This window comes from Phenylobacterium sp. CCH9-H3 (assembly GCF_001557235.1).
Lineage (GTDB): Bacteria > Pseudomonadota > Alphaproteobacteria > Caulobacterales > Caulobacteraceae > Phenylobacterium.
Map to the genome: position 1 here is coordinate 1 of NZ_LSJI01000027.1, position 8264 is coordinate 8264.

The 8264-nt window shown below is 70.5% G+C and carries 9 protein-coding genes; 5 read left to right on the forward strand and 4 right to left on the reverse strand.

The features are described from left to right. The first annotated feature begins 73 nt into the window (after positions 1-73). Positions 74-808, forward strand: a complete 735-nt coding sequence (locus AX721_RS02270) for a PEPxxWA-CTERM sorting domain-containing protein (RefSeq protein WP_068874349.1) — start codon at positions 74-76, stop codon at positions 806-808. A 74-nt stretch (positions 809-882) separates the two neighbouring features. Here AX721_RS02270 and AX721_RS02275 read toward each other — a convergent pair whose 3' ends face one another. Continuing rightward, positions 883-1920 carry an aldo/keto reductase gene (locus AX721_RS02275; RefSeq protein ID WP_068874351.1) on the reverse strand — a complete coding sequence of 346 codons (1038 nt, stop codon included), beginning with the start codon at positions 1918-1920 and terminating at the stop codon, positions 883-885. 12 nt (positions 1921-1932) lie between these two features. Beyond that, entirely contained in the window at positions 1933-3243 is a 1311-nt protein-coding gene (locus tag AX721_RS02280) for an MFS transporter (protein ID WP_082765486.1), read from the reverse strand. Positions 3244-3305: 62 nt separating this feature from the next. Between AX721_RS02280 and AX721_RS02285 the strand changes: the two genes are divergently transcribed. From AX721_RS02285 to pgsA, 4 genes are all read left to right on the forward strand, one after another. Beyond that, a complete protein-coding gene (locus AX721_RS02285; protein WP_068874355.1) occupies positions 3306-4274 on the forward strand; it encodes an AraC family transcriptional regulator in 969 nt (322 codons plus the stop codon). Between the two features lie 128 nt (positions 4275-4402). Further along, positions 4403-5314, forward strand: a complete 912-nt coding sequence (locus AX721_RS02290) for an SDR family oxidoreductase (RefSeq protein ID WP_068874356.1) — start codon at positions 4403-4405, stop codon at positions 5312-5314. A gap of 174 nt (positions 5315-5488) precedes the next feature. Further along, the gene (locus AX721_RS27205; RefSeq protein WP_156466967.1) at positions 5489-5656 is read left to right on the forward strand and encodes a hypothetical protein; all 168 of its coding nucleotides are present in this window, start codon (positions 5489-5491) and stop codon (positions 5654-5656) included. Between the two features lie 516 nt (positions 5657-6172). Beyond that, positions 6173-6793, forward strand: a complete 621-nt coding sequence (gene pgsA, locus AX721_RS02295) for a CDP-diacylglycerol--glycerol-3-phosphate 3-phosphatidyltransferase (RefSeq protein WP_068874358.1) — start codon at positions 6173-6175, stop codon at positions 6791-6793. Positions 6794-6803: 10 nt separating this feature from the next. Here pgsA and AX721_RS02300 read toward each other — a convergent pair whose 3' ends face one another. Both AX721_RS02300 and AX721_RS26635 read right to left on the reverse strand, forming a co-directional pair. After that, positions 6804-8081, reverse strand: coding sequence for a serine hydrolase (locus tag AX721_RS02300; RefSeq protein ID WP_082769820.1), 1278 nt, complete (start codon positions 8079-8081; stop codon positions 6804-6806). 60 nt (positions 8082-8141) lie between these two features. Beyond that, a partial coding sequence (locus AX721_RS26635; protein ID WP_197422439.1) for an L-serine ammonia-lyase, iron-sulfur-dependent, subunit alpha occupies positions 8142-8264 on the reverse strand: 123 nt, incomplete at its 5' end.

Below are 8264 nucleotides of genomic sequence, written 5' to 3' on the forward strand. Positions count from 1 at the left end.
CCGCCGGTCCCCCGGGGCCCGCACGGCGAGGCTCTGCGCCCGCCTTCCAACCGAACCCAGAGGTATCTTCCCTATGTCCGCAACGCTTCGAACCCTCGCCGCTGCAACCGCGCTCGCCGCCGGTCTGGCCGCCGGCGCCGCCCAGGCCACCGTGCTCACCTTCGACGTCGACAACACGAAGCCGAACGCCAGCGTCAGCATGCCCCAGACCTATGGCGATCGCGTCGTCGCCACCGTCCAGGGCGGCGCCACCTACGGCGTCGGCGCCGAAGGCTTCACCGGCAACGTGGTGGTCGACTACGCCGGCAGCCCCCAGACCTCGCTGATCCGCTGGCCCACGTCCTACGGCGACCTCACCAACGTGCTGGAGAACGAGACCGACGGGGCGACCTACATCGACCTGACCTTCACCGCCGATGCGGGGTTCCAGGTGGTCCTCTTCGGCTTCGACCTCGCCGGCTGGCCGTCGAAGGACTACCTCCTGCCCGGCGGCGTGCGCGTCACCCGCGGCGCCGACAGCCTGTTCTCCCAGACGAACGTGCTGGTCCAGGGCGACACGACCGGCCCGCGCCACACCAGCTTCGACTTCGGCTCGGGCCTCGCGGGGCAGGCCCTCACCCTGCGCATCGACCTCGCCGGCCTGGCGAGCAACAGCGACAACATCGGCCTCGACAACGTCCGCTTCGGCCAGGTGACCCTCCCCACCACCGCCGTGCCGGAACCCGCCACCTGGGCCCTGATGATCCTCGGCCTAGCGGGCGCCGGCGCGGCCCTGCGCCAACGCCGCCGCTGCGCGGCCGCGGGCTGAGGGTGCGGGGTCTGGTCGGAGGGGCGTCAGCAGCCGGCGGAGCGGATCCACGGCGCCGCCCGCAGGCGGCGGGATCAGGCGTCGGACCGTAGCGACGGTCGGGGCGGGACGCTGCGCACGCGCTGCATCCACATCGGATACTCGGGCGGCAAGGTGGTGACGGCGTTCAGTTCGGCAAGGTCCGCCTCGGTCAGCGCCACCTCGGTCGCCCCCACGCTGTCGTCGAGCTGATCGATCCGCTTGGCGCCGACGATCACGCTGGTCACCTGGGGTTGGTGCAGCAGCCACGCCAGGGCGACCCGCGCGACGCTGACGCCCCGCTCGGCGGCCATCCGCTCCATGACGTCGATCGCGGCATAGGCTCGCTCCATCGCCACCGGCGGAAAGTCGAACGTGGCGCGCCGGCTTCCGTCCGGAGCCTTGCGGTCGCGGCCGAACTTGCCGCCGAGGAGGCCGCCCGCCAGCGGACTCCACACCAGGAGCCCCAGGCGCTCGGCGCGCAGAAACGGGATGATCTCGCGCTCCAGGTCGCGCCCGGCCAGCGTGTAGTAGTTCTGGGTCGAGGCGAGGCGCGGCAGGTTCAGGCGCTCGCTGTGGCCCAGCGCCCGCGCCATCTGCCAGGCCGACCAGTTCGAGACCCCCACATAGCGGACCAGCCCCTGGCGCACGAGCAGGTCGAGGGCCGCCAGGCTCTCTTCGATGGGCGTCGCGGTGTCGATGTTGTGCAGCTGGTAGAGGTCGATGTGATCGAGCTGCAGGCGCTTCAGGCTCGCCTTCACACTGTCCAGGATGTGCCCGCGCGAGTTGCCGGCGTCGTTCGGGCCGGGCCCCATGGGGCCGCAGACCTTGGTGGCGACCACCACCTGGTCTCGCCGCACGCCCAGCGCCTTCAGCGACTGGCCCACGATCTCTTCGGAGAGGCCGGCGGAATAGATGTCGGCGGTGTCGATGAAGTTCACGCCGTGATCGAGCGCCCGCGCGATCAGCGCCTGGGCCTCGGCCTGCTGGACCGAGCCCATGTTGGCCCAGTGGCCCTGGCCGCCGAACGTCATGGCGCCCAGGCAGATCTCGGAGACGAAGAGGCCGGTGTGTCCAAGCGGATTGTACTTCATGGCTTCGGTCCTTCAGCGGCCGGGCGCGATCAGCGCGGCGATGCGCCGGTTGGCGACGAGGGTGGCAAGGCCCGCCAGCACGCTGGCGACGGGCACGATCAACAGGCCCAGGCCCAGGCCGTTGGGAACCTGCGCCGCGCCCGCGGCGTCGCTGACGAGGCCAACGAGCAGGGGGGCCAGAGCCGGTCCGAACAGGCCCGATCCGATCAGCAGGAGGCTCGACGCCAGGGCCTGCCGTCCGGGGCCGGCGACGAGGTGCGCCGCGCCGAAGGCCGCGGGCAGGAGGAAGGCGAACGACAGCATCCCCGGCACGAACAGCGCGATCGACATCCAGCCGGCCGGGGCGAAGAGGCCCAGGGTCGTGGTCGCGGCCGCAAGCAGGAGCAGGATCCCCTGGGCGCCGATCACGCGGCCGTGGCCCGCCGCCACCGCCCGGTCGAACAGGCGCCCGCCGCCCAGAGTGCCGATCACGCCCATCCCGCCTTGCAGCAGGCCGAAGGCCAGTCCCACCTCGCTGGCGGTGAAGCCGTGGGTGCGGATCAGGAACGGGGCGCTGAACGCGTAGAACGGCGCCGTGGCGAAGCCCAGGGCGACGCCGCCGATGACCAGCCAGCGAAAGGCCGGCTGGGCCAGCAGCCTGCGGCTGGTCTGCAGGAAAGGCTCGTTGGCCGTTCCATCGGCGCGCGGCGGCGACGGCGTGGGGCCGGTGACGGCCAGGACCGCCAGGCCCACCACGGCGCTGATGGCGCCGGCGCCGATCAGCGCCGCGCGCCAGCCCAGGGTGTCTGCGATCGCGCCGCCGGCGGCGAAGCCGACCATGGTGCCCAGCGGAATGCCCATGGAGAACAGCCCGATGGCCAGTCCCCGGCCGGCCGGCGCGATCTTGCGCGCGATAAGCGCGTGCGCCGAAGGAATGGCCCCGGCTTCGCCGATCGCCACCCCGAGGCGGCTTGCGGCCAGCAGCGCGAAACCCGCCGCGAACCCGCCCACGGCGGTCATGGCGCTCCAGACGAGGATGCACGAAACCAGGACCAGTCGCGGCGATCCCCGGTCCGCCACCCGTGCGATCGGCAGCGAAAGCAGGGTGTAGCAAACTGCAAAGGCGACCCCGGTCGTCAATCCGATTTGAGTATCGGACAGAGACAGTTCTTCCTTGATGGATTCTGCAAGAATGAACGGAAGTATTCTATCGATCTGGCAGAACATGCTGACCAGGACGATTGCTGCTAGGAACAATGTCGCGCGCGCATTGCTGAAATATCCGCGCCGATCAACTCCAATATTTCTTGCATCGTCGATTGACGGCGCGGACCCATCTGGCATTTTACACACTCACCTCGGCTCGGTTGGCGCCATCACGCTAGAGGGAGTGTCTCGTGGTCAGAATGCCGGAAGCCGCAGAAATCCTGCCTTTTCCTGCAACGCCGCCCGCCGTGGCGGACAAGCCGGGATTGGCGACCCTACTCGCCGCCGTCGAGGCCTACATCGGGTCGAAGGGCGGGGGCGAGGGTCAGTTTCGGACACCGATGAGCGGCGTGAATATCATGCGCTCGTTCGAGGCGCGGATGCCCATCCGCCAGATGTACCGGCCGTCGCTTTGCCTGGTGGTCCAGGGCGGCAAGCAGATGCTGTTCGGCCAGGACACGCTCAACTACGGCGCCATGGAGTGTCTCGTCGTCACGGTGGAGCTGCCCGCCAGCGGCCGGGTGGTCCAGGCTAGCCCGACCCAACCCTTCATCGGCATCACGATCGAGTTCGACATCGCCATGGTGCGCGAGGTCCTGCAGCAGCTGCCCAACCCGCCGCAACCGGGTCCCGAGGCCGGCCCCTGCGCGTTCGTCGGCCAAGTGGATGCGGGCCTGGCGGACTGCGTCGCTCGCCTGGTGCGGCTGGCCGGCGCGCCGGACGCTGTTCCGGTTCTCTATCCGCTGATCATGCGCGAAATCTGCTACTGGCTGCTGGCGGGACCGAACGGCGAGGAGTTCTGCAAGCTCGCCCTGCCCGAAGCCCATGCCGAGCGGGTTTCCCGGGCAATCCACCTCCTGCACGGCAGCTTCCACGAGACCTTGCGCGTCGAGCGGCTGGCGGAGGCGGCGCGCATGAGCGCTTCATCGTTCCACAAGCACTTCAAGGCCCTCACCTCGATGACCCCGGTGCAGTACCAGAAGCAGCTGCGCCTGCTGGAGGCGCGCCGCCTCATGGTGATGGACGCCGCCAATGTGGCACAGGCCGCCTATCGCGTCGGATACGAGAGCGCATCCCAGTTCAGCCGCGAGTACGCTCGCATGTTCGGGGCCGCGCCCAAGCGCGACGTGATGAGCTGCAAGGCGATCCTGGAGCATAGCGTCCGATAGCCGACCGCATCCGATCTGCAGGATCGGGCAAGTTTTCAACGGGTTCGGACATCGCGGTCCGGCCCCGGCGGACGCCATCTTGAGGGCAGGGCGCGCACACGGCGCCTGCTTTCTGGAAAGGCCGCCGCATGGCCCGCTGGACGACCGACGATATCCCCTCCCAGCACGGCCGGCGCGCCGTCGTCACCGGCGCGGGCGGCCTGGGTTACGAGAGCGCTCTGCAGCTGGCCCGCGCCGGGGCCGAGGTGATCGTCGCCAGCCGCGATCTGGCCGCCGGTGACGACGCCGTCCGGCGCATCCGCCAGGCCGTCGCCGCCGCGAACGTGCGGTTCGAGCCGCTCGACCTTGCCGACCTGGCCTCGGTCGCAGCGTTCGTCGCCCGCCTGCGCGATCAGGCGCAAGCCCTGGAGCTGCTTATAAACAACGCCGGTGTCATGACCCCGCCCCGGCGCGAGGTCACGGCCGATGGCTTCGAGTTGCAGTTCGGCGTGAACCATCTCGGCCATTTCGCGCTCACCGCCGGGCTCCTGCCGCTCCTCCGGCGCGGCGTCTCGCCGCGGATGGTCAGCGTCTCAAGTATCGCCGCCCGCCAGGGCGCCATCGACTTCGACGACCTCAACGCCGAGCGCAGCTACCGCCCGATGCCGGCCTACGCTCAGTCGAAGCTCGCGTGCTTGATGTTCGCCCGGGAGTTCGCGCGCCGCAGCCGGGCCTATGGTTGGGGCGTCGCGGGCCTTTCGGCCCACCCCGGCGTGGCCCGTACCCGCCTCCTCTACAATACGCCTGGCGGGCACCCGATGCGGCGGGTTCGCAGCCTGCTGTGGTTCCTGTTCCAGCCCGTGGAGCAGGGGGCTCTGCCGACCCTGTTCGCCGCCACCGACCCGGCGGCGCAACCCGGCGGCTACTATGGGCCCGGCGGCCCGGCCGAGCTCCGGGGCCGCCCCGCCGCGGCGCGGCTCCCGCCAGCGGCGCTCGACGACCACGCCGCCGCCCGCCTCTGGCGAGAGTCCGAAGCCCTGACCGGCGCGACGTTCGCCTGAGAGATGGCCATGTCGAAACCCGTCTGCCGGCCCGCTGCCGCCCGTACCCACCCTCCGCTATGCAAATCCGCACACCTGCACCGCAAACACGCTGATTTCGCGCGGGGGGCATGTCGCATATCCACCGTCTGGCGCGTCCTTGGGGCGTATCACACCGGCCGAGGAGGACAGACGATGACCGCGACGACCCCAGACATCATCGAAGGCGCCTATCGGGTGGTGTCGATCACCGACCTGCCGGCGGCCCGACCCTCGCCCAACCGGCGGCGGGCGGCGGTGCGGATCGTCTTCTGGAACCTGGCGGCCATGGTCGCCGTGGTGGTCCTCCCGCTCCTGGCCTGAGGCGCCCGCGGGCTTGTTTTCACCCTCCGCCCTACCGAGCCGGGCGCGCGAGAAAGTTGATTTCGCGCCGGGCTGATGTTTCCGTTTTGTTTGTGTCCGAACTCACGGACATCGCCGAGCGCCACGCCCGCATCCTGGCGCGCCTCTGCGAGCTGGGGTGGAGCTGGCCGAGCAGGCGGCGGCCGACGCCCAGGCCGGCGAGACGCCCCAGGCGCGGGCCGAGGCCATCCGCGCCTTCCACGCCGTCTCGCGCTCGGCGCGCCAGACCCTTGGCGTTGGAGGCCCGGCTCGCCGGGAGGTCGACGACGAGGGTGACCCGCCTCCCAGCCCCGCTCCGCGAGACCCACCGGCAAAGCTCCGCCTGAGCCCCGCCGCCCTTCTGCGTTTTCTGCGGTTCCCGAAACCCGCCTGCGCCTTCGTCGCGCCACAGGCGAACTGCGCCGAATCCCCATGCCCGGCCGCACGCGAAGCAGCTAAGGTTGGAACGAAGCTTAAGCCTTGGACGCTCGTTCCCGCATGAAGTCCCTGCCGAACATCCTCACCGGATCGCGCCTGGTCATGGCGTTGTTCATGTTCGTGGCCTTCGCGGCCGCGGCCGGCGCCGTGCCCTATTTCTCCAACCGCCTGGAGCCGGACGCCCAGTTCGCCCTCCAGCGGTGGGCGGTCTACGCCTTCGTCCTGGCGGCGGTCACCGACTTCTTCGACGGCTGGCTGGCCCGCAAGCTGAACGCCGAGAGCGTCTGGGGCGCCATCCTGGACCCCATCGGCGACAAGGTGCTGGTCTGCGGCGCCATCCTGGGCCTCTTGTCGCTGGGCCCCCAGCCGATGGTGGTGCTGCCCGCCGGCCTGATCCTGTTCCGCGAGTTCACCGTCAGCGCCCTGCGCGAGGTGGGGGCCGGCAAGGGGGTGAAGCTGCCGGTCACACTGCTGGCCAAGTGGAAGACCACGCTTCAGCTCACGGCTCTGGCCATGGAGCTGGTTCTGGCCGCCTGGGGCGCCTTCGGCCTGCCGCAGGAGGGCGCCTTCCGCCCCGGCTTCGAGGTCGCCGCCCACAGCCTGTTCTGGATCGCCACGGTGGTCACCCTGATCACCGGCGCCCAGTACTGGACCCAGACCCGCAAGGCGCTGGCGGGCTGAAAGGGGCGGCTTAAGCCGCCGCCCCGTAGGCGTCCCGCTGGAAGTCCGCATGGACCGGCGGCGGTTCCGGACTGTCGAACACCCGCTGCGTCAGGAGGATGCCCGTCAGCCCCCTGACGGGGTCGTTGAACCAGGAGGTGCCGAAGCCGCCGTCCCAGCCGTATGCGCCGGGCTGCGCGCCGCTCGGGCTTGGGCTCACCTGCACGCCGAGGCCCAGGCCCCAGCCGCGTCCCGGCCCCAGGATCATCTCGCCGTCCTTCATCTGGGCGGCGGTCAGGCGGTTGGTCGTCATGGCCTTCAGCGAGTCGGCGGACAGTAGCCGCCGCCCGCCCGGGGCCAGGCCCGTGAACATGAAGCGAGCGAAGGCGCCGTAGTCGGCCGCCGTGCCCACCAACCCGCTGTCGCCGGCGGGGAAGGCCGGGGGCCTGGCGTACAGGCCGTTGTACGGCTCGAACGGGACCAGCTTGCCGTCCTGGTTCATGTACCCGGTGATCAGCCGGTCCAGCTTGTCCGCTGGCACGTGGAAGGCCGTATCGACCATGCCGAGCGGCCCCAGAATCCGTTCCTGGAAGAAGGTCTCCAGCGGCTGGCCGGCGGCGCGGGCCACCAGCACGCCCAGCACGTTGGACCCGGCCGTATAGAGCCAGCGCTCGCCCGGCTGGGCCTGCAGGGGCAGGGCGCCCAGGGCTTTCATCCAGGCGTCGGGGGTGTAGGGCGCGGCGGGGTTCGGCATCCCGAAGCCGGGCAGCTCGGCGCTGGCCTTCACGAACGGCGCCTCGGGGTTGAAGTCGATGCCCCAGCCCAGCCGGAAGGACATCACGTCCTCCAGGGTGATGGGGCGATTGGCCGGGACCGTGTCGTCCAGCGGCCCGTCCGGCCGCTTCAGAACCCGGCGATTGGCGAGCTCGGGCGCCAGCCGGTCGATCGGCTCGTCCAGCCGAAGCTTGCCCGCCTCCACCAGCATCATGGCCGCCACCGCCGTGATCGGCTTGGTCATGGAGGCCAGGCGGAAGATGGCGTCGGCCCGCACCGGCGCGGTCCCGCCCAGGGTCATGGTCCCGGCCGGGATGATCCGGACCTGCTCGCCCCTCGCCACATAGGCCACCAGGCCCGGCGGCTGGCCCTTGGCCACGTAGCCCTTTAGGTCGGCCTCCAGCCTGCCCATGCCCGTCTCGTCCAGTCCCATCCTGCGCGCCTCCGGCAGCTTGCGGTCACAGGCCGCCAATCCGGCGAGGGCGCCGCCGCCGGCCAAGGCGTGGCGGCGGCTGATCCAGGCGAATTCGGACATGTCGGCTCCCTTGCGTTCCCCTCAAGGACGAACGAGGCCCAGCCTTCCCGACAACCCGCCTCAGCACTCCGCAAGATTGACGGCCAGGCCGCCCAGGGAGGTCTCCTTGTAGATGGCGCTCATGTCCTCGCCGGTTCGCTTCATCGTGGCGATGACCTTGTCCAGGCTCACCGAATGCTGGCC